Origin of the sequence: Streptomyces sp. CS113, from assembly GCF_002188365.1 — a bacterium.
Taxonomy (GTDB): Bacteria; Actinomycetota; Actinomycetes; order Streptomycetales; family Streptomycetaceae; genus Streptomyces; species Streptomyces tendae.
In genome coordinates, this window is sequence record NZ_KZ195574.1 from 5758401 (window position 1) to 5778098 (window position 19698).

15 protein-coding genes and 1 tRNA gene are annotated in these 19698 nt (G+C 72.4%); 12 read left to right on the plus strand and 4 right to left on the minus strand.

Features of this window, described 5'->3' with window-relative positions; translation table 11 throughout:
* Positions 1–29: 29 nt before the first annotated feature.
* The 3 genes from B9W62_RS25745 to B9W62_RS25755 all read right to left on the minus strand — a co-directional run bounded on the left by B9W62_RS25745 (position 30) and on the right by B9W62_RS25755 (position 8668).
* Positions 30–3593 carry a bifunctional glycosyltransferase/CDP-glycerol:glycerophosphate glycerophosphotransferase gene (locus B9W62_RS25745; protein ID WP_087809372.1) on the minus strand — a complete coding sequence of 1188 codons (3564 nt, stop codon included), beginning with the start codon at positions 3591–3593 and terminating at the stop codon, positions 30–32.
* Between the two features lie 23 nt (positions 3594–3616).
* Complete coding sequence (locus B9W62_RS25750; RefSeq protein ID WP_087809373.1) at positions 3617–5848, minus strand: bifunctional glycosyltransferase/CDP-glycerol:glycerophosphate glycerophosphotransferase; 2232 nt, start codon at positions 5846–5848, stop codon at positions 3617–3619.
* Between the two features lie 588 nt (positions 5849–6436).
* Positions 6437–8668, minus strand: a complete 2232-nt coding sequence (locus tag B9W62_RS25755; protein ID WP_256976580.1) for a hypothetical protein — start codon at positions 8666–8668, stop codon at positions 6437–6439.
* 200 nt (positions 8669–8868) lie between these two features.
* On the opposite strand from B9W62_RS25755, the gene proB reads away from it, so the two are divergent.
* The 5 genes from proB (at position 8869) to B9W62_RS25780 (ending at position 13909) form a co-directional block, all read left to right on the plus strand.
* Positions 8869–9993, plus strand: a complete 1125-nt coding sequence (gene proB / locus B9W62_RS25760; RefSeq protein ID WP_087812100.1) for a glutamate 5-kinase — start codon at positions 8869–8871, stop codon at positions 9991–9993.
* A 135-nt stretch (positions 9994–10128) separates the two neighbouring features.
* Complete coding sequence (locus B9W62_RS25765) at positions 10129–10659, plus strand: hypothetical protein (protein ID WP_087812101.1); 531 nt, start codon at positions 10129–10131, stop codon at positions 10657–10659.
* A 115-nt stretch (positions 10660–10774) separates the two neighbouring features.
* Positions 10775–12061 (plus strand): glutamate-5-semialdehyde dehydrogenase, encoded by a 1287-nt coding sequence (locus tag B9W62_RS25770; protein WP_087809374.1) that lies wholly within the window; start codon positions 10775–10777, stop codon positions 12059–12061.
* Between the two features lie 122 nt (positions 12062–12183).
* Complete coding sequence (locus tag B9W62_RS25775) at positions 12184–12753, plus strand: SCO2584 family spore wall biosynthesis protein (protein ID WP_179235667.1); 570 nt, start codon at positions 12184–12186, stop codon at positions 12751–12753.
* Between the two features lie 85 nt (positions 12754–12838).
* Positions 12839–13909: an SCO2583 family membrane protein gene (locus B9W62_RS25780; protein ID WP_087809375.1), complete on the plus strand. Its 1071-nt coding sequence runs from the start codon at positions 12839–12841 to the stop codon at positions 13907–13909.
* A gap of 11 nt (positions 13910–13920) precedes the next feature.
* On the opposite strand, the gene B9W62_RS25785 is transcribed toward B9W62_RS25780, so the two are convergent.
* Positions 13921–15099 (minus strand): M48 family metallopeptidase, encoded by a 1179-nt coding sequence (locus tag B9W62_RS25785; protein WP_087809376.1) that lies wholly within the window; start codon positions 15097–15099, stop codon positions 13921–13923.
* Between the two features lie 141 nt (positions 15100–15240).
* Here B9W62_RS25785 and B9W62_RS25790 point away from each other — a divergent pair, with 141 nt between their 5' ends.
* The 7 genes from B9W62_RS25790 to B9W62_RS25820 all read left to right on the plus strand — a co-directional run bounded on the left by B9W62_RS25790 (position 15241) and on the right by B9W62_RS25820 (position 19671).
* Positions 15241–15402: a hypothetical protein gene (locus tag B9W62_RS25790; protein WP_087809377.1), complete on the plus strand. Its 162-nt coding sequence runs from the start codon at positions 15241–15243 to the stop codon at positions 15400–15402.
* 143 nt (positions 15403–15545) lie between these two features.
* The gene (locus B9W62_RS25795; protein ID WP_087809379.1) at positions 15546–15713 is read left to right on the plus strand and encodes a hypothetical protein; all 168 of its coding nucleotides are present in this window, start codon (positions 15546–15548) and stop codon (positions 15711–15713) included.
* Between the two features lie 59 nt (positions 15714–15772).
* The gene (nadD, locus tag B9W62_RS25800) at positions 15773–16477 is read left to right on the plus strand and encodes a nicotinate-nucleotide adenylyltransferase (protein ID WP_087809381.1); all 705 of its coding nucleotides are present in this window, start codon (positions 15773–15775) and stop codon (positions 16475–16477) included.
* Between the two features lie 16 nt (positions 16478–16493).
* A complete protein-coding gene (locus B9W62_RS25805; protein WP_087809382.1) occupies positions 16494–18281 on the plus strand; it encodes an LCP family protein in 1788 nt (595 codons plus the stop codon).
* 94 nt (positions 18282–18375) lie between these two features.
* A complete protein-coding gene (rsfS, locus tag B9W62_RS25810; RefSeq protein ID WP_052838175.1) occupies positions 18376–18822 on the plus strand; it encodes a ribosome silencing factor in 447 nt (148 codons plus the stop codon).
* Complete coding sequence (locus B9W62_RS25815) at positions 18819–19490, plus strand: histidine phosphatase family protein (protein WP_087809383.1); 672 nt, start codon at positions 18819–18821, stop codon at positions 19488–19490. Before rsfS ends, B9W62_RS25815 begins: the two co-directional genes overlap by 4 nt.
* 108 nt (positions 19491–19598) lie before the next feature.
* A tRNA-Ala gene (locus tag B9W62_RS25820) sits at positions 19599–19671 on the plus strand.
* Positions 19672–19698 lie beyond the last annotated feature (27 nt).

A 19698-nucleotide genomic window follows, 5' to 3' on the forward strand; every position in this document is an offset into this window, starting at 1 on the left:
CCCGCCCCTTTCGCCTGCCAGACGGCGGGTCAGCCCTCCCGGGCCTGCTCGATCATCCGGTCGACGACCCGCGCGGACGCGTTGCCGTCGTCCAGGTCGCAGAACAGGTGGTGGAAGCGGTCGAACCGCTCCTGGTACTCCTCCCGCACCTGGTCGATGTCCCGGATCGCGTCGACCAGCTCCTTGGAGTTGTCGATCAGCGGACCGGGGGAGTCCTGCTCGAAGTCGAAGTAGAACCCGCGCAGCGTGTCCCGGTAGTGCTCCAGGTCGTACGTGAAGAACAGCATCGGCCGCTTCAGGTGCGCGTAGTCGAACATCACCGACGAGTAGTCCGTGATCATGATGTCCGCGGCGATGTACAGGTCGACGATGTCCGGGTACTCCGAGGCGTCCCACACGAAGCCGTTGCCCGCGCCCGGCACCGCGTCCACCACGTTGGAGTGGCGGCGGATCAGCAGCACGTGGTCGTCGCCGAGGCGCCGCTGGGCGTCCTCGAGGTCGATGCGCAGGTCGAACAGGTACTGCCCGGCGCTGTGCGACTGGTCGTCGCGCCAGGTCGGCGCGTACAGCACGACCTTCTTGCCCTCGGGCAGGCCGAGCGCTTTCCTCACCCGTGCTGTGATCTCGTCCCGGTCGGCGGTGTACAGGTAGTCGTTGCGGGGGTAGCCCGCCTCCTGGATCTCACCGTCGTAGGAGAACGCCCGCTTCAGGATCGGCGTGCTGAAGCGGTTGGAGGACACCAGCAGGCTCCACTGCTTGGCCTCCAGCGCCAGCTTCTCCTGGTAGCGCCGGTCGAAGTGCAGGGTGTCGATGTCGTGCCCGATCTTCTTCAGCATCGTGCCGTGCCAGGTCTGCACGATCGACTGGCCCGGGCGGCGCACGATCCAGTCCGGAAGGTGGCCGTTGGTGACGATGTAGCGGCTGGAGGCCAGCGCCTCGTACCACTCCGTGCCCCACATGCGGACCTTCTCGATCCCGTCCGGCAGGTTGACCTGGCCGTCGCGGACCGCCCACAGGTGCTTCAGGTCCGAGCCGCGCCGCACCAGCTCCTCGTACATCGCGCGCGGGCTGTCCGAGAACTGCTTGCCGTTGTAGCTCAGGTAGAAGACCTGGTCCTTGAGCGGCTGCTGGAACAGCGGCTCGTACACCGTCCGGCGCAGCTCCTTCTGGCGGTACGGGCCGCGCTCCAGGTCGCTCAGCTCGGAACGGGCGTTGAGCTGCGGGAAGTCGCCCCAGCGGTTCTCCAGCCAGTAGCGCCGGCCGTTCAGCTCGGCCTGGACCGGGAACGAGTCGGCGACCAGCCGGTCGGTGACGAAGGCGACGTCGGGCACGCCCTCCTCGTCGGGCCGCAGGAAGAGGTTCCAGCGGCCGGCCCGCAGCGGGACGTCGCCCGCGCCGCCGAGGCGGGAGGGGTCGAAGGACACCTCGAAGCGGCCGCCGTCCAGCCACCGGGTCTCGACGAAGCGCTCCTCGTAGCGGTTGCGCGGCTTGAGCAGGAAGCGGGAGCCGGACAGCCGCGGGTCGGCGTGGCCGGTGAGGGCGATCTTCCCGTCGCGCACCGTGGCGGTGTCGATCACCGCGCGGCGGGTGCGCCCGGAGAACTTCAGGAACCCGGTGTGGCCCGCCACCACGGCCAGCTCCACCAGGTGCGACTGGGTGCCGAGCGAGGTGGGCAGCGCGAACTCCGCGTCGGCCAGGCCCTCCTGCATCACGGTGCCGAAGCGGCGCTCCTTGCCGTGGGCGTCGGTCGCGACCAGCACCGTGGACCAGGTCCGCTTCTCCGGCTGGGCCTTCTCGTCGACGCCCTCGTGGAAGATCAGCGCCACGTCCGCGATCGGCACCTCGACCGAGAAGGCCTGCCCGGCGCCGGTGCGCTCCACGGTGACCGGGTAGTCGAGGGTCTCGGCGCCCTTCTGGTTCTTGACCCGCAGGACCACCTGCTCGTCCGCCGCGAGGGGCTCGCGGATCTCACCGGTGACCTTGACCCGGTCGCCCTGGAGGGTGCGGCCGGTGATCAGGGCGCGGACCTTCTCGATCCGCAGCTTCAGCGCCCCGCGCTCCACGGTCGGCAGCATCCGGAAGTCCGGGCTCAGCCAGTGGTACGGCGGGAAGTTGCAGGACGCGCCGCCGCTGGAGTGGACCGCGTGGCGGCGCACCAGGCCGGAGGCGAAGATGCCCAGGCCCACGTGCCACACGGCCTCCTGCCACTCGCCGCCCTTGCGGAGCCGGGCGGGGTCGATGGTGACCTCCCAGCCGGCCCACTCGTAGTTGTAGCGGTCCTGGCCGGAGTCGGTGGTGACCTCGGGACGCGGCAGGTTGCGGGCCGGCAGCAGGATGCGGCGCCGCGAGCGGTCCTTGCGCAGCTGGAGCACCTTGACCGAGGCCTTGCGCGTGGGCAGGTCGATCTTGTCGATCCAGGCGTTGCCGGACAGCACGAGCTTGCCGCCGGACCAGCTCACCTCTTGCAGCGGGGCGCGCATGTTCAGGTGCTGGTCGATCCGCAGCGCCCCCTTGGGCAGGTGCAGATCCGCACCCTCCAGGGAGGGGAAGGAGGCGTACTTGCGGACCAGGCCGCTGACCTCGGGCGTCTCCCGGCGGCGCTGGCCGGCCAGCAGCGCGATCAGCTCCTCCATCTGGTGCTTGCGCACCAGCAGCCACTGCACGCGCAGCTCGGCCGGGAGGTCCATGACGACCTTCGGGTCGATGCTGTCGAGGAAGCGGTTCGCCGAACGCAGGAACTCGGCCCGGTACTCCTCGTCGCCGTCCGGCACCACGTTGAGGAAGAGCCGCAGGTCGTCGCGGAGGACCCGGGTGTCGTACTCGCGCTTGAGGCGGGCGTAGGTCTCGCCGGGCTGCTCGGCGAGGAAGGCGCTGATCTCCATCACGGAGGTGACGCGGTCGCGCACACCCGCCGGGTCGGTGCGCCGCTGGGTGATCGACGGCGCGGACTCGCCCTCGCGCAGCCGCCAGTAGTAGCAGGGCTCCGAGATGACGTCGACGCTCTCGGCCAGGTAGTGGGCCCGCATGGTGACCGGGGTGTCCTCGTACAGCCGGCCCTCGGGGAAGGCGAAGCCGTGCTTCTCCCAGAACGTGCGGCGGAACACCTTGTTGCAGGCGATGCGGTCGGCGACGAGCTTGGCGTAGCGGGATATGTGGGTGCCCAGCCGGGCCTCGCCGGCCAGCATCCGCATCAGCGGCACCTGCCAGGACTTCTCGCCCCTGAGGTGGTAGACGTTGCCGGTGGCGAAGTCCGAGCCGCTCTCGTCGAGGCTGCCGACCATGAGCCGGTAGGCGTCCGGCGGGATCAGGTCGTCGCTGTCGACGAAGGTCAGGAACTCGGACTCGGGCGCCAGGTGGGCCATGCCCGTGTTGCGGGCGGCACCGAGACCGCCGTTCTCCTTGCGTATGAGCTTGAAGCGCGAGTCGCGGGAGGCGTACTCCTCGGCGATGGCGGCGGAGCCGTCGGGTGAACCGTCGTCCACCATCACGACCTCGAAGTCGCGGAAGGTCTGCGCCGCGAGCGAGTCCAGACAGGCGGGGAGATAACGCTCCACGTCGTAGATGGGGACGATGACACTGAGCCGAGGGGCCATGGCTTGGTGATCTCCTTTCGGGGTCAGGCCCGCTCGACCAGTTCGAGCGCCTGGGCGGGGGTCGGGGCGTGGTGACGTTCGTCGAAGGGGACGACGGGCGGCAGGCTCTCTTCACCGAGGAAGACGCGTCGCACCACCCGTTCGGCTGCGTGTCCGTCGTCGAATTCGCAGAAACGCCGGCGGAAGGTGTCCCGGCGCCCGGTCGTCTCCGGGCTGTCGTACGCGCCGGAGGAGAGAAGCCGCAGCAGTTCCGTCTGCGTGGTGGCGACCGCGCCGGGCGGCTCCTGGAGCAGGTCGAAGTAGGTGCCGCGGACCGCGGAGTACACGTCCCAGTCGGGGACGTAGCTGATGATCGGGCGGTCGAGGACGGCGTAGTCGAACATCGCCGAGGAGTAGTCCGTGATCAGGGCGTCGGCCGCGAGGTACAGCTCCTCCACCCGGGCGTGCCCGGAGACGTCGACGACGCGGCCGGTGCGGCGCAGTTCGTTCACGTGCGGGGAGTTGCCGTAGAAGTAGTGGCCGCGCACCAGCAGGGTCACGTCGGGGCCGAGTTCGCGGGCGAACCTGCCGAGGTCCAGGGGCGGGGTGAAGCCCGGCTGGTACTCGCGGTGCGTCGGCATGTACAGGAACGCCTTGGTGCCGTCGGCCAGCCCGAGCGCGGCGCGGGCCGCGCGCACCTCCTCGGAGCCGGCGTTGACGAGGACGTCGTTGCGCGGGTAGCCGGTCTCCAGCGTGGTGTACGAGCAGGGGTAGACCCGCTCCCAGACCACGGTGGAGAACTGGTTGGCGCTGATGCTGTAGTCCCAGCGGTCGCACCGCTCCAGGAGCTTCTCGAAGTCCATGTCGGTGGAGGCCGGGTACTTCTGCTGGTCCAGGCCCATCGTCTTCAGCGGCGTGCCGTGGTGGGTCTGCACGTGGATCTGGCCCTCGCGCTTGATCACGGAGTCCGCGAAGTTCACGTTGTTCACCAGGTACTTGGCGCGGGCCAGGGCCGCCCAGTACTCGCGTGAGCCCACGCGGACGACCTGCACGCCCTTGGGTACCCGGGCCGCGTTGTCCGCGCGGATCGCCCACACCCGGCGCATGTGCGGGGCCAGCCGGGCCAGTTCGGCGTCGATCGCGGCGGGGTTGCAGGAGACGCTGCGGCTCCAGTAGGCGGAGAACAGCACCAGGTTGTCGTCGAGCGGCAGCCTGAGCTGCGACTGGTAGAAGGCGCCCATCGCGCCGCGCTTGGAGCGGTTGAGCGCGGTGCGGGTGCGGGTCTTGACCTGCTGGCGGAACTTCACCGCCGCCAGGGCGCTGACCATCGTCGTGTAGGCGTCGCGCTCCAGCATCCCGTACTTGTGGCCGCGGCCGCCGCCGGGGCGGGTGAAGCCCTTCGGCACCCGGGCGCGGTAGTCGGCCGAGGCGCGGTGGAAGAACTCCGCGCGCGCGTCCTGCGGCAGGCGGCCCGGACGCTCCAGGACGGTCAGGTAGTGGTCGACCATCTTGCGGAACAACGGGGCGCGCCACTCGGCGAGTTCCTCGTGCGCGTCGAGGTAGTCGAAGACCCGCTGGTACTGGTCGAAGACGTCGAAGTGCTTGCGGCTGACCGTCTTGAGGATGTTGCCGCCCTCGCGCCGCTGCCGGTAGTGCACGCAGACCCGGTCGAGGACGGCGATCCGCTCGGTGCTGATCAGCGAGCAGAACGTCCAGGGGGCGTCCTCGTAGTACCCGGGCGGGAAGGTGAGCCCGGTCCGGGCGATGAAGTCCCGCCGGTAGGCCTTGTTCCACACGATCTGGAGCAGGTCGAGCAGTTGCGGGCGCTCGGCCAGGGAGAAGGTGTCCGGGCCCTTCTCCTTCAGCAGCTCGGCCCGCAGGTTCGGACGGACGCGGCCGTCCCAGTAGGTGCGCGCGTAGTCGAAGATCAGGATCTCGGGATCGCCCGTGGCCTCGATGCGGTCCCGAATGGCCGACAACGCACCGTCCGACAACGTGTCGTCACTGTCCAGGAACAACACGTAATCGCCGGTGGCCTTTTCCAGTCCGGCGTTGCGCGCGCGTCCCAGACCCACGTTTTCCGTGAGGTGAATCACATGAATCCGGTCGTCGCGTTTCGCGTACTCGTCGAGAATGGCCCCTGACCCGTCCGGCGAGCAGTCGTCGACCGCGACGATCTCGAAGTCCGTGCAGTCCTGCCCGAGTATGGAGTCAAGGCACTCGGGCAGATAGCCCTGCACCTTGTACACGGGGACAACGAGAGAGAGCTTGGGCATCCTTACAACCTGTTCCGAGAACTGACCACGGGACCGCGGGCTGGGACCGGAACGCGCTCCGGACACCGTTCGGGTCTGGAGCGCGCCGCCGCATCAGCGTAAAGGATTCACGCGGAGTTTCCGCGGGCACGGTAGCCGGGCGCCCTGTGCCCCGCCACACCGGGAAATGGCAGGACCGGCCGCCCGAATGGGGCGGGTCGAAGCGGCTGGAGAACTTCCTCACATTCGGTCCCGCTGTCCCCTTTACCGACTTGCGTCGGTTTCCGCCCCAAGTGCCCGACTCGAGTTCCGCGGCCCGTCGGCGCGTCCGCACCCGGCGGGGCGGGCCCGGCGGGCCCGGCGGTGAGCTGGCTGGTCACGGGCGGCACCCGGCACGAGGAGCGGGGCCGCCCCGGGGCGGCGAGGGCGCGGCCGCATACGACGCGTCGGTCCGCGGCCGGTGCCCGTCCCGCCCTCGGGCGGCACCGGCCGCGGGTCCGGGCCGGTGCCGTCGGAGACCGGCCCACTGCCGGACCGGCCCTCCCGCAGGGTGTGATTCGTGACCAGGCTGTGACAGGCGCGGCGCACGCCACGGCCCGCAGACGGCGCTCAGGCGTGGCCGTGCGGGTCCGGGGCCGCGGAGGAGGCCGTGGAGGGAGTCCCAGAGGGGGGCGTGGAGGAGACCGCGGACGGGGTGGCCGCCGGGGTGGACGACCGGGCGGGTTCCCGGCGCGGGCCGGGGAAGGGCAGCTCCGTGGCGAGCCGCTCCGCCATCCTGGTCCGGTGCCGGACCGCCGCCTCGCACAGGCTCCGCACCGCGCCGGCGAAGCGCTCCTGGGAGGCCGGCTCGGCCGGACCCAGCAGCCGCAGGGCCAACGCGGCACGCTCCCCGGCCAGTTCGTCCCGCTCCGGACGGCGCACCGCCTCCAGCAGCCCCGGCACCCCGGACGCGTCCGGCGTCAGCACGGTCGCCGCCGCCACCGTCGGGAAGGACTTGCGGAACACGTCCTCGGCCAGCGTGCTGGTGTTGGCGACCGCGTACGGCTTGCCGCTCGCCAGGAAGTCGCTGATCACACTCGACACGTCGCTGATCAGCAGGTCGGCCCGGTTGAAGCAGGCGTACAGCGGCGGCCGGGCGTCCGTGACGACCTGGTGCTCCCACGCGGGCAGCGACGCCCAGTACGCCTCCTCCCACGCGGCCTCGGCCCGCCGTACGGCCGCCGCCCGCCCGGCCTCCGGGACCGGCTGCCGCAGCATCCGCTCCGCCTGGTCCGCCGCCGGTCGGAAACCGGCCGTGGTGAGCCGGTCCAGCTCCGCCGCCCGCCCGGCCAGGGCGGTGGCCGCCGACGCGTCCGGGCGCGGCCCGCCCCGCTCCCGGTTCGCCGCCCGCACCAGCTCGCGGATGCGCAGATCGGCGGCCCGGGCCCGCGGGTCCACCGACCCCGTCAGCGGGTGCGGCTTGTACAGCAGCCGTACGCCCGGGTCCGCGAGCAGCGCCCGCACCAGGTTCTCCCCGGCCTCGACCACCGAGGTGTTGCCGGGATTGCCGTCCCAGCCCTCCCAGGTCGGCGCGTACAGGACGGTCGTGAACGCCCCGGGCGCGGGCGGCCCCGCGTACGGCCGTACGGCGTGCAGCTGCGGGCGGCCGATCTCCACCACGTCCTTGTCCTCGACACCGACCTCCGCGAGCGCGTACCGCTCGCGCGCCGCCGGACCCGCCACCCACACCTCGTCGTATGCCTTCGCGTACGGGTTGCACGAGGACAGCTTGTCGCTCTCGCCGTGGTTGACGAAGGCGTGCTTGATGGTCGGGATGCGCAGGACCTGCGAGGTCTTCCCGGAGTTGGAGGGGTGCAGGAGGACGCGCAGCGTCGAGTGCTCCAGGCGCATCAGCGTCGACACCTTCGGCAGGCACACCACCGGGAGGTCGGTCGCCGCGATCCGCTGCACCATGTGCCGCTCCCGCAGCACGATCACCGGCCGCCCGTCCAGCCGCGCCAGCGGCTCCAGCCACATGTTCGCCTGGTACGCCGAGGACGCCCCGCCCGAGAAGTACAGGCCGACCGTCGGCCGGTACCGGGTCAGCCACGCCTCGAACCAGTCGAGCACCTCCTGCTCACCGGCGGGCCTGCGCCCGGGCAGCAGCCGCAGCAGCAGCGCGCCCAGACCCGTCAGCGCCAGCGCCAGGGACAGCGCGAGCCCACCCGCCCCGTACACCGGCGCATCGGTCGCCGCCGTGGCCAGCAGTCCGGCCGTCGCGGGCAGCCCGAAGACCGCCAGCCGGTGCCCGGGGCGGCGCAGCAGCACCGGGGGCGCCGGGGTCAGCCGCAGCGCGGAGGCGTCGATGTTCCGGGTCACCACCGGCAGTGTCCGGGTGCGCCGGACCAGGACGGACACCGCCTGGATCGCCCAGTGCAGCGCGTAGAAGACGAGCAGCCCGGCGACGAGCGGCGCGTACGCCCCCTCGCGATGCTGTTCGCCGAGCCGCAGCAGGCCCACCACCAGCAGCAGGTCGCGCAGCACGTGCCGGACGGTGACATCGGCGTGCGACTTGGCGAACAGCGACACCATGCCCCGCTGCCACCGGTACAGCGCCGCCTCGGCGGCCAGCGAACCGGCGCTCGCCGCGAGCAGCAGCGGCACGTGCGGCAGCAGCGCGCCGAGGGCCTGGGCGGCGAAGGCGGCCGCCAGCACGCCCAGGACCAGCAGCTTCACGGCGGTCCGCCGCCCGGGCAGGCCGAGGCGGAGGCGGCGGGACCGCCGGGAGGGCCCGGGCAGGCGGGGGAGACGGCGGCGGGGCAGGGGAAGGGGCACTGCGGTCGCTCCAGGCTCGTCGCGCATCGGACAACCGGGTTAACGCCCGGTGACCGCCGGACGACACGCGCGTGTTGTCCCCCGCGCCCCGGCACGGCTCGCACCCGACGGGGCCCCGGGCCCCGCGTCCGCGGCGTGAACTCCGGTGCGGCGCGCGTTCCCCTTCGCGTAGATTGCCTGGCGAGCGCAGGGATCGGCGCGTGTCGACGGGAGAGGCGGACGGGGCCGTGGCAGGGGCAAGGCAGGCCGTGGGCGAGGCCCGCAGGATCGTCGTCAAGGTCGGGTCCTCCTCGCTGACCACCGCGGCGGGCGGCCTGGACGCCGACCGGGTCGACGCGCTCGTCGACGTGCTCGCCAAGGTGCGGGGCACGGACAAGGAGATCGTCCTCGTCTCCTCCGGCGCCATCGCCGCCGGCCTCGCCCCGCTGGGCCTGCGCCGCCGCCCGCGGGACCTGGCCCGCCAGCAGGCCGCCGCCAGCGTCGGCCAGGGCCTGCTGGTCGCCCGCTACACCGCCTCCTTCGCGCGCTACGGAGTCCGTGTCGGCCAGGTGCTGCTGACCAGCGACGACATGAGCCGCCGCGCCCACCACCGCAACGCCTCCCGCACCCTGGACAAGCTGCTGGCGATGGGTGCCTTCCCGATCGTCAACGAGAACGACACCGTCGCCACCGACGAGATCCGCTTCGGCGACAACGACCGCCTCGCCGCCCTCGTCGCCCACCTGGTCCGCGCCGACCTGCTGGTGCTGCTGTCCGACGTGGACGGCGTGTACGACGGCGACCCGAGCAGGCCCGGCACCTCGCGGCTGGCCGAGGTGCGGGACATGGCCGACCTCGCGGGCGTCGACATCGGCAGCGCGGGCAAGGCCGGGGTCGGCACCGGCGGCATGGTCACCAAGGTCGAGGCGGCCCGGATCGCCGCCGCCGCCGGCATCCCGGTGGTGCTGACCAGCGCGGTGCACGCGGCCGACGCCCTGACCGGCGGCGACACCGGCACCTACTTCCACGCCACCGGCAGGCGCTCCGCCGACCGGCTGCTGTGGCTCCAGCACGCCTCCACCCCGCAGGGGGCGCTCGTCCTCGACGACGGGGCGGTACGGGCGGTCGTCGAGGGCCGCAAATCGCTGCTGCCGGCCGGGATCGCGGGCGTCGAGGGCGAGTTCGCCGCGGGCGACCCCGTCGAGCTGCGGGACGCCGCGGGCCGGGCCGTGGCCCGGGGACTGGTCGGCTTCGACGCCAAGGAGATGCCCCGGCTGCTCGGCCGCTCCACCCGGGAACTGGCACGCGAACTCGGACCCGCGTACGAACGTGAGGTCGTACACAGGGACGATCTGGTGATCCTGCACCCGTAATGGGTCGAAACGTCCCCGAATCGGCGGTGTACGTTCCGCAAAACCGCCCCGCGATCTCGCGCGGCCTGCTCAACTTTCCTCAGGGACAAGCCCGGCCGACCACCGGGCCGAGCCGTGTGCGTGAAGGAGGCCGTCGTGAGCGGAGTACGCCCTGGGACGGCGGCGCCCCGCGGTGGCACCGCCTCCCGCGGTGGCGCGGCCGCCCGCAGCGGCACGGGCGCGCGCTCCGGAGGCGCCCGGGGCGCGAACCGCGCGGGCGGCGAGGAACGCGCCCTGACCAGCGTCGCGGCCGGCGACCGCTTCCGCGGCGAGGAGCCCGAACACACCCCGCGCCTGTGGCACGTCACCCTCAGCGTCTCCGGCGCGCGCGCCCCGCTCCCCGAGGTGCGCCGGGCGCTCGAACAGCTCGCGCACGACCACCCCTTCCTGCTGACCAGCCGCTACGCCGACGACCACGCGGAGATCCGGTACTGGGAGGAGGCCCGCGACCTGCACGACGCCGCCGCCGTCGCCCTGCGCCTGTGGGGCGAGCACCGGCAGACCGCGGGGCTGCCGCCCTGGGAGATCGTCGGCCTGGAGGTCATCGACCGGGCCACCTACCACCAGCGCATCGCCGCGGGGTACGGCCCCGCACCGGCGACACCCGTCGGCGTCCACCCGTTCTGACCCGCCTCCCGACCGGTCCCGCGCCCCGTTCCGACCCGTCCCGCGCCTCCTTCCGACCCATCTCGCGGGGTGGAACGGCAGGTGGGAGCCGAACCGCGCGCACTACCCTTCCCCCATGACCACGCTCTCGCCGTACGACTCGATGTCACCCGTCACCCGGGCCGCCTACCGGGCCAAGTCCGCCGCGGCCGACCTCGCGCCGCTGCCGCGGGCCGCCAAGGACGACGCGCTGCTCGCCGTCGCCGACGCGCTGGAGGTCCGCACCAGCGAGATCGTCGAGGCCAACGCCCAGGACGTGGCCAAGGCCCGCGCCGCCGGGACCAGCGAGGCCATCATCGACCGGCTCACGCTCACCCCCGAGCGGGTCCGCGCCATCGCCTCCGACGTGCGCGACGTGGTCGCGCTGCCCGACCCGGTCGGCGAGGTCGTGCGCGGCTCGACGCTGCCCAACGGCATCGACCTGCGCCAGGTCCGGGTGCCGCTCGGTGTGGTCGGCATCATCTACGAGGGCCGGCCCAACGTCACGGTCGACGCCGCCGCCCTCTGCCTGAAGTCCGGCAACGCGGTGCTGCTGCGCGGCTCCTCCTCCGCCTACCAGTCGAACACCGCCCTGGTCCGGGTGGTCCGCGACGCCGTGGGCGGGGCCGGGCTGCCCGCCGACGCCGTGCAGCTGGTGCCCGGCGAGAGCCGCGAGAGCGTGCGCGAGCTGATGCGGGCCCGCGGCCTGGTCGACGTGCTGATCCCGCGCGGCGGCGCCTCGCTGATCAACACGGTCGTCCAGGAGTCCACCGTCCCCGTCATCGAGACCGGCACCGGCAACTGCCACGTCTACGTCGACGCGCAGGCCGACCTCGACATGGCCGTCGACATCCTGATCAACTCCAAGGCCCAGCGCGTCAGCGTCTGCAACGCCGCCGAGACCCTCCTGGTCCACCAGGACGTCGCCGCCGACTTCCTGCCCCGCGCGCTGGACGCCCTCGCCGAGGCCGGGGTCACGGTGCACGCCGACGAGCGTGTGATGGCGTACGCCAAGGACTCCAAGGCGACGGCCGTCGAGGCCACGCCGGAGGACTGGGAGACCGAGTACCTGTCGTACGACATCGCCGCGGCCGTGGTCGACTCCCTCGACAAGGCCGTCGAGCACATCCGGCTGTGGACCTCCGGCCACACCGAGGCCATCGTGACGACCTCGCAGCAGGCCGCCCGGCGCTTCACCCAGCTGGTCGACTCCACCACGGTCGCCGTCAACACCTCCACCCGCTTCACCGACGGCGGCCAGTTCGGCTTCGGCGCCGAGATCGGCATCTCCACGCAGAAGCTGCACGCCCGCGGCCCCATGGGGCTGCCGGAGCTGACCAGCACGAAGTACATCGTCACCGGCGACGGGCACGTACGGCGCTGACGGCGCCCCCGCCCGGGCCCGCCCGGGGGCGCACCGCGGGAGCACCGATCGGGGCATCTCACCCACCGGATGAATTTCCCCGCCGTCTGCCCAAAACGACCCCCCAGGTCTACTCTGGAGCCGTGCCGGAGGACGTGGGGGGCACGCCGTTCCCGGACGGCTGGGAGCCCGACGACGACCAGGACCGCGGGGTGTCGGACGAAGAGTTCGCCTCCGTGGTCTTCGACGAGGCCTTCGTCCAGGCGGCGGCGGTGCACGAGCCGACCGCCGTCGAACGCCTGCTGGCCGCCGCGCAGGCCAGAGCGGAGGCCACCGAGGCGGAAGCGGCCCGCCGCGGCCGCAGCAGAGCCGAGCGCTTCGACGACGGGTACGGCGATTTCGGCCATGATCCCGACCTCGACGACCCGGACGACGACCGCGACCTCCTGGACCGCCCGTACGGCGCTCCCGCGGCCTACGGCAAGCAGGTCCGCTGGCACCGCCCGGTCGCCTGGCTGCTCGCCCTGGCGATGGGCATCGGGATGGTCGCGCTGGCCTTCGTCGCCGTCTACCGGGGCGCGTCCTCGGGCGGCGGCACGCAGCAGGTGCCGCCCCCCGCCTCCACCGGTCCGGAGCAGGGCGGCGCCGCGACGCCCTCGGCCTCCGCCGACTACTCCCAGCCCGCCGTGTCGGTGATTCCGCGCAGCCCCTGACCCGCTCCCGGGGCGTCGGCAAGCTGTCCCAACTTGACCTGTGGCGGCGCGTTTACCCGACCTTCCGCAGACTCACTCTGAAGGTATGGCAGGGCTTGGCGGTCCGCCCGGAGGAGCGCCCGACGGTGCTCCCGGAGGCGGCGAGGACGAGTACCGATCCGTCGTCTTCGACGAGTCGTTCGTGCGCGCTGCCCGGCTCCAGGAGCTCTCCGCCCAGGAGCGCATCACCGACCACGCTCCCGCCGTGCGGCGCCGCCCGCCCCTGCGCCGGGCCGGGCTGTCCCGGCAGGCGCTGATCCTCGTCGTGCTGATCGCCGTCGCCTTCGGCACCGCCGTCTACATGGGTGTACGCCACCCCTACCAGAGCCCCGCCGGGCAGCGGGCGGCCGAGCCGGCGCGGATGACCGTCGTCCCGCTCGCCCCGCGGGAGAAGGTGCCCGGCGCCGCCGACGCCGCCCTGCTGTACGCGCGCAGCCCCGCCGCACACTTCAGGACCGCCGCCCAGGGCGTCCCGCTGCCGGGAGCCCGGCGCACGGCGCACTTCTCCGAGGACCAGGTGTTCAACGCGCTCGACACCGCCAAGAACTACATCGTGCGCTCGGCGCTCGACCCGGGCGTGGTCGGCGGCGGGGAGGTCCGCTCGGTGCGGGTGCTGCTCGACCCGGACCAGCTCCGCCAGTTCGACGAGAGCTTCGAGAAGCCCGCCGCGGACGGCCGGCACGCCCCCACCGGATGGCTGATCCGCTTCGACCCGGCCCGCGCCGAGCTGGCCGACCCCGGGATCCGGGTGGACGGCAGCCTGCGCGTCGTGGAGAGCGACGCGTCCACGCTGGAGGTCACCGCCGACCACACCATGGTGTACGCGCTGCGGCCGGCCCACGACGCCCGGGCCGAGGCGTCGCTGTTCACCGTCCGGCGCGAGCTGCACTTCCGCTTCGACCGGGACGACCTGCGGCTGCACCAGACCCACCTGGTCGCCTCCTCCGTCCAGGCCGGGCCGCTGTCCTGCGCCGGCGACTCGGCGAACCACCTCCGCCCGCTCCTGGCCGGCCAGCAGGCCGGGGCCGGCGTCCCCGCCGGCACCGACCCGTACACCTCGGACGACGCCACGGCCCTGTGCGGCACCCTCGCGGACGGCGCCCAGCCGAAGGTATGAGCCGGGCCCTGTCAGGCGCCGTCGCGCGGGGAGCCGTCCCGCGGCGACTCCGGGCCGTCGCCACCGGACCCCGGTCCCTGAGGCCCCTCGGGCCCCTCGGGGCCTGCCTGCCCCTCCGCCGGGCCGTCCCCGTCCTGGGGCGGCCTCGACGAGGAGCCCGTGAAGCCGCCGAAGCCCCGGCGCATCCGGTCACCGAGGTCGCCGGCCCCGCCCGCGATGTCGTTGACCAGCTTCATCAGCGGGTCCTTGGAGCTGCGCACATGCGTGGCGTAGTGGGACGCCGACTCCCGGAAGGAGTCCCGCACCGAGGTGTCCTTGTCCTCGTCGCGCCGCGGGTAGTGGCCGTCCATGACCCGCTGGTAGTCGCGGGAGGCCGCCCACTTCTTCAGCTCGGCGGCCCGCACCGTGGTGAAGGGGTGCGAGCGGGGCAGCACGTTCAGGATCTTCAGCACCGAGTCGCGCAGGTCGCCGCCCGCCTCGTACTCCTCGGCCTGCTCCAGGAACGCGTCCACGTTCATCTCGTGCAGGTGGTTGCCGCCCGCGATCTTCATCAGGCCCCGCATGGAGGCCTGGAGGTCCTGGCCGACCAGCAGACCGGCGCGGTCGGCGGACAGCTCCGACTTGCGGAACCACTCGCGCAGCGCGGTCACGATCGCCATGATCGCCACGTTCCCCAGGGGGATCCAGGCGACCCGGACGGCGAGGGAGGTCAGGAAGAGCAGGATGGTGCGGTAGACCGCGTGGCCGGACAGGGCGTGCCCCACCTCGTGCCCGACGACCGCCCGCATCTCCTCCTCGTCGAGCAGCTCGACCAGGCCCGTGGTGACGACGATGATCGGCTCGTCCAGGCCGATGCACATCGCGTTCGGCACCGGGTCCTGGTTGACGTACATCGGCGGGACCTTCTCCAGGTCCAGGATGTAGCAGGCGTCGCGCAGCATGACGTTCAGATGGGCGAACTGCCGGTCCGAGACGCGCACCGAGTCGGACAGGAACAGCAGCCTGAGGCTCCGCTCGGGCAGCAGGCCGCTGAGCGCCTTGAAGACCGTGTCGAAGCCGCTCAGCTTGCGCAGCGCCACCAGCGCGCTGCGGTCGGCCGGATGCTCGTACGCACGCGAGGAGATCCCGGGGAAGCGCCTGCGCTGCCTGCTCGGCACGTGCTCGTGCCCGTTGTGGTGGCCGTCGGACATCTCTTCCCCCATGCGCGTATGTGTGACCTGGACGTACGTATGGTTTTTGCGAACCCTTGTGCGGTCCTTTGCGCCCCCCGGGCCGGGCCCAGCCTAGGCGGAGATACCGTGGACGGGCAGTACGTCTAAGGAGTCCACGCCATGCAGCACATCCCCCACACCGACTGGCTCGCCGGGGCCGCGACCGCCGCCGAGCAGCAGGGGCCGGGAAATCTGCTCCGGATCGTCCTGATCGTCATGGTGGTGGGCTGTGTACTGACCGGGTGGTTCCTGCTGCGGGGCTACAAGCAGAAGGACGACTGAGGAGATCCGAAGGTTCCCCCGGAGCCGCCGCGCCCCGGTTCCGGCCCGTCCCCAACGGCGGAGTCGGCGTGATCGCCCCCGGGGCGCCCGCATACGATGAGCGGACGTCTTGTCCCGCCCACACCGGATAGGTCCTGCCGAAGATGAGCCTTCCCCTCAGCGCCGCCCAGTTCGCCACCCTCGCCGCCGAGGGCGGCGAGGAGCACGGCGGCAACCACGCGAGCCTCAGCCCCTACGTCACCGGCATCGGCGCGTTCGTCATCCTGATGCTCCTGCTGTGGATCACCACCCGGTTCAACCGCGACCGCTGAGCCCGCGGCCCAGTGGGCGCGACCGGGTCGCTCCGGGCGGGCCGGTAGGGTCTGCTCGCATGGGAGAGCACGACACGCCTACCGGCCCGGCGCACGCGCCGGCGCGCGGCACGCAGAACGCGGTGCCCGCCCGCGCCACCGGCCCGGTCAACGGTCCGGGCGGCAGCCCGTCGCCGGGCAAGCGACGTCTGGGCGTCATGGGCGGCACCTTCGACCCGATCCACCACGGCCACCTCGTGGCCGCCAGCGAGGTCGCGGCGCAGTTCCAGCTCGACGAGGTGGTGTTCGTACCGACCGGGCAGCCGTGGCAGAAGAGCCACCGCGCGGTCTCCGCGGCCGAGGACCGCTATCTGATGACGGTCGTCGCGACCGTCGAGAACCCGCAGTTCTCCGTCAGCCGCATCGACATCGACCGCGGCGGCCCCACCTACACCGTCGACACCCTGCGCGACCTGCGCGCCCTCAACCCGGACGCGGACCTGTTCTTCATCACCGGGGCCGACGCCCTCGCCCAGATCCTCACCTGGCGCGACAGCGAGGAGCTGTTCTCCCTCGCCCACTTCATCGGCGTCACCCGGCCGGGACACACCCTCACGGACGCCGGGCTCCCCAAGGGCGGCGTCTCGCTCGTCGAGGTCCCCGCCCTCGCCATCTCCTCCACGGACTGCCGTGCGAGAGTCGCCAAGGGCGATCCCGTCTGGTACCTGGTGCCCGACGGAGTCGTGCGCTATATCGACAAACGCCACCTGTACCGCGGCGAGTGAGCCGAGAGGGGCACCGGTGAACGACGGATACGACGCGGGACACGGCGACGACCAGTACGAACTCGTCGGCTACGACGAGTACGGCCGCCCCGTGTACCGCCAGGCCCAGGCCCAGGCCCAGGACCAGGGGCAGGGGTACGGGCAGGCCCCGGGCCACGCCCAGCCCGGCCACCAGCAGCAGTACGACCCGTACGCGCAGCAGCAGGGGCAGCAGTACGGGCAGCCGGGGGAGCAGTACGGGCAGCAGCAGTACGGCCGGCAGCAGTACGGGCAGCAGGGCTACGGCTACGACCCGTACGCCACCGGCGGCCACCAGCCCGTCCAGCAGCCCTACGACCCCTACGGCTCCCAGGGCGGCCACGACACCGGTCAGCAGCCGGCGCAGCAGCCGTACGACCCGTACGGCCGGGCCGCGACGAGCGGCCCGCAGCCCCGGGTCGCCGAGCAGACCGCCCACATCCCGCAGCAGGCGGGCCCGCCCGAGGAGCGGGAGAGCACGGAGCACCCCGGCGCCGCCGAACCCGGCGGGGACTACCGGACCGAGCAGTTCGCCTTCGTCGAGGAGCCGGCCGGCGACTCCGAGGACGTCATCGACTGGATGAAGTTCACGGAGAACCGCACCGAACGCCGCGAGGAGGCCCGACGCCGCGCCCGCTCGCGCATCGTCGCCCTGGTCGTCGTCCTGGCGCTGGTCGCGGTCGGCGGCGTCGGCTACCTCTGGTACGCCGGGAAGCTGCCCGGCGTGTCCTCCTCCGACGACAAGACCGGCAGCGCGACGACGGCCGGTGCCCAGAAGCGCGACGTGATCGCCGTCCACCTGCACGACACCAAGGGCGGCGGCACCTCCACGGCGCTGCTCGTGAACAACACCACCACCAAGCAGGGCACCGCCGTGCTGGTGCCCAACGCGCTCGCCCTGACCGGCGACGACGGCAGCACCACCACCCTCGCCAAGTCCGTCGGCGACGAGGGCCCCGACGCCACCCGCACCGCCCTCGACTCCGCCCTCGGCACCGACATCGAGGGCACCTGGCGGCTGGACACGCCCTACCTCCAGATCCTCGTCGACCTGGTCGGCAACATCGACGTCGACACCGACGCCGACGTCCCCGACCCGGAGTCCAAGGACAAGGGCGCCGCGCCCCTCGTGCACAAGGGCGAGGGCCAGACCCTCAGCGGCAAGATGGCCGTCGCCTACGCCACCTACAGCGCCAAGGGCGAGGAGGCGAACGCCCAGCTCCAGCGGTTCGGGCAGGTCATGCAGGGGGTGCTGCGCAAGCTGTCCTCCGACCCGCAGGGCGCGACGACCACCGTCCAGACCCTCGGGCTGATCCTCGACCCGCCGCTGACCGAGAAGGACCTCGGCACCTTCCTTGCCGGGCTCTCCGACCGCGCCAAGGGCGGCGACTTCAAGACCGCGCTGCTGCCCGTCCAGGACGACGGCGGACTCAGCGCCGAGACCAGCGACAGCGTGGTCAAGGACGTCCTCGGCGGCACCGCCAAGAGCCCCGACAAGGACGCGGCCGTCAGCGTCTCGGTCCGCAACGCCACCGGCGTCGGGGACCGCACCGGCAAGGCCCGCGTCGTCCTCCTCAACGGCGGCTTCACCTTCGTGTCGGGCGGCACCGCATCCGGCACCGAGGCCACCTCCGAGGTCGTCTACGCGGAGGCCGCCGACAAGGAGAACGCCGTCCAGGTCGCCAAGACCCTGGGCCTGCCCACCGACGCCGTCTCCCAGGGGAAGGTCTCCGCGAACGCGCGGGTCTCGGTGGTGCTCGGCCAGGACTACAAGCCGGCGTCGTAGGGGGCGGAGCGCGGCGGACGGTTTTCCGCGTGGGCCCGTGTCGGCGGTCGTGAGACCCTTGAGGTCAACCGACCGCCGACCCGAAAGCCAGGCAGTGACCGCGACCGACCGCTCCATCGAACTCATCAACGCCGCCGCCCAGGCGGCGGCCGACAAGCTCGCGCACGACATCATCGCCTACGACGTCAGCGACGTGCTGTCGATCACGGACGCCTTCCTGCTGGCCTCCGCGCCCAACGACCGCCAGGTCAAGTCGATCGTCGACGAGATCGAGGAGCGGCTGAACAAGGAACTCGGCGCCAAGCCGGTGCGCCGCGAGGGCGACCGCGAGGCCCGCTGGGTCCTGCTCGACTACGTCGACATCGTCGTCCACGTCCAGCACAGCGAGGAGCGCGTCTTCTACGCCCTGGAGCGGCTGTGGAAGGACTGCCCCGAGCTGGAGCTGCCCGCCGACGCCAAGGAGACCCGCGGCAAGGCGGAGGAGCACGCGAAGCTCCAGGCCGCCGAGGAGGCGACGCGCACCGACGAGGACTGGCGATGAGCGCCACCGGCGAGGTGACGGCGGGCAGGCCGGGCCGCGGCCGCCGCGTCATCCTGTGGCGGCACGGCCAGACCGCGTGGAACGTGGAGCGCCGCTTCCAGGGCAGCACGGACGTCGAGCTGACCGAGACCGGCGTCGCCCAGGCCCGCCGCGCGGCCGGACTGCTCGTGCACCTGCGGCCGGACGCGATCGTCGCCTCCGACCTCGTGCGCGCCGCGAACACGGCCGCCGAGCTGTCCGTGCTCACCGGCCTCGAGGTGACCCTGGAGGAGGGCCTGCGGGAGACCTACGCGGGCGTCTGGCAGGGCCTGACCCACGACGAGATCATCGCCCGGCACGGCGACGAGTACGCGGCCTGGAAGCGCGGCGAGCCCGTGCGCCGCGGCGGCGGCGAGCTGGAGACCGAGGTCGCCGACCGCGCCGCCCCCGTGGTGCTCCGGCACGCCGAGAAGCTCCCCGAGGACGGCACCCTCGTCGTGGTCAGCCACGGCGGCACGATCCGCACCACCATCGGCCGCCTGCTGGGCCTGGAACCGCACAGCTGGGAGAGCCTCGGCGGCCTGACCAACTGCTGCTGGTCCGTCCTGGGCGAGGGCGCCCGCGGCTGGCGCCTGCTGGAGCACAACGCCGGCACCCTGCCGGAACCGGTGATCGGCGACGACGTCTGAACCGCGATTTCACTTTCCGGCAGGTCGCAGGCTAAAGTTCTTCTTGTTCGCCCCGCCGAGCGGAGCGGACGGAGAGCAGGACCATGCGACTCGGGTCGCGTGGCACCAGGGGCTATAGCTCAGTTGGTAGAGCGCCTGCATGGCATGCAGGAGGTCAGGAGTTCAATTCTCCTTAGCTCCACAGCCCACGGACGAATCCCGTCCCCTT

Coding starts and splice junctions, on each gene's coding strand:
- B9W62_RS25770 (WP_087809374.1), top strand. CDS start 10,775: ATGACCACGCTCTCGCCGTACGACTCGATGTCACCCGTCACCCGGGCC.
- B9W62_RS25815 (WP_087809383.1), top strand. CDS start 18,819: ATGAGCGCCACCGGCGAGGTGACGGCGGGCAGGCCGGGCCGCGGCCGC.
- B9W62_RS25745 (WP_087809372.1), bottom strand. CDS start 3,593: ATGGCCCCTCGGCTCAGTGTCATCGTCCCCATCTACGACGTGGAGCGT.
- B9W62_RS25780 (WP_087809375.1), top strand. CDS start 12,839: ATGGCAGGGCTTGGCGGTCCGCCCGGAGGAGCGCCCGACGGTGCTCCC.
- B9W62_RS25795 (WP_087809379.1), top strand. CDS start 15,546: ATGAGCCTTCCCCTCAGCGCCGCCCAGTTCGCCACCCTCGCCGCCGAG.
- B9W62_RS25785 (WP_087809376.1), bottom strand. CDS start 15,099: ATGTCCGACGGCCACCACAACGGGCACGAGCACGTGCCGAGCAGGCAG.
- B9W62_RS25750 (WP_087809373.1), bottom strand. CDS start 5,848: ATGCCCAAGCTCTCTCTCGTTGTCCCCGTGTACAAGGTGCAGGGCTAT.
- B9W62_RS25790 (WP_087809377.1), top strand. CDS start 15,241: ATGCAGCACATCCCCCACACCGACTGGCTCGCCGGGGCCGCGACCGCC.
- nadD (WP_087809381.1), top strand. CDS start 15,773: ATGGGAGAGCACGACACGCCTACCGGCCCGGCGCACGCGCCGGCGCGC.
- B9W62_RS25755 (WP_256976580.1), bottom strand. CDS start 8,668: ATGCGCGACGAGCCTGGAGCGACCGCAGTGCCCCTTCCCCTGCCCCGC.